Raw genomic sequence first — 1,057 nt, 5'->3', positions numbered from 1 at the left:
TCGCGAGGCTGCTCGCCTTCGACAGCACGGCCGGCCGGCTCGGCCGGCCGGGCACCGTCGACGGGAACACCCTGGTCGTCGACGGCCACCGGATCACCGTCCTCGCCGAGCGTGAGCCGGCGCAGCTGCCGTGGGCCGAACTCGGCGTCGACATCGTGCTGGAGGCCACCGGGCGCTTCACCTCGGCCAAGGCCGCCCGCGCCCATCTCGACGCGGGCGCACGCAAGGTCCTCGTCAGCGCGCCCTCGGACGGCGCCGACGTCACCCTCGCCTACGGCGTCAACACCGACGCCTACGACCCGGACCTGCACACGATCGTCTCCAACGCCTCCTGCACGACCAACGCGCTCGCCCCGCTGGCCTCGGTGCTCGACGAACTCGCCGGAATCGAGCACGGCTTCATGACGACGGTGCACGCCTACACGCAGGAGCAGAACCTCCAGGACGGCCCGCACCGCGACGCCCGTCGCGCCCGTGCCGCCGGCGTCAACATCGTGCCGACCACCACGGGTGCCGCCAAGGCAATCGGCCTGGTGCTGCCCAACCTGGACGGCAAGCTGTCCGGCGACTCGATCCGGGTCCCGGTGCCGGTCGGCTCGATCGTCGAGCTCAACACGACCGTCGCCCGCGACGTGACCCGCGAGGACGTGCTCGCGGCCTACCGCGCCGCCGCCGAGGGGCCCCTCGCGGGCGTCCTCGAGTACTCGGAGGACCCGCTGGTGTCCTCCGACATCACGGGCAACCCCGCCTCGTCGATCTTCGACTCGGCGCTCACCCGCGTCGACGGCCGTCACGTGAAGGTGGTCGCCTGGTACGACAACGAGTGGGGCTTCTCCAACCGCGTGATCGACACCCTCCAGCTGCTCGCGCAGGGCTGAGCCGCACGCGGATCGCGGGCCATGTGAAAGTCACCTTCCCGCGATCCGCGAGGCGGTGCCCACGGCCGACGGGGGCGACCGTCCTCGAGATACATCGGAGGAGTGAGAGAAATTGGTCTGGTCCTGCTGATGTCCTAGTCATTGACAGGTGCACAGGCGCCTCCTAGGTTCCTCGATAC

1 protein-coding gene is annotated in these 1,057 nt (G+C 70.5%); it reads left to right on the top strand.

What is annotated here, in order from left to right:
* Positions 1-878 (top strand): type I glyceraldehyde-3-phosphate dehydrogenase (locus tag IF54_RS0138755; RefSeq protein ID WP_030327404.1); only part of this gene is annotated, 878 nt, incomplete at its 5' end.
* Between the last annotated feature and the right edge of the window lie 179 nt (positions 879-1,057).

Origin of the sequence: Streptomyces sp. NRRL B-3229 (assembly GCF_000719505.1) — a bacterium.
GTDB classification, from domain to species: Bacteria; Actinomycetota; Actinomycetes; order Streptomycetales; family Streptomycetaceae; genus Streptomyces; species Streptomyces griseorubiginosus.
The sequence above is the reverse complement of the archived record's forward strand: the minus strand, read 5'-3'. Positions and strand labels throughout refer to the sequence as shown.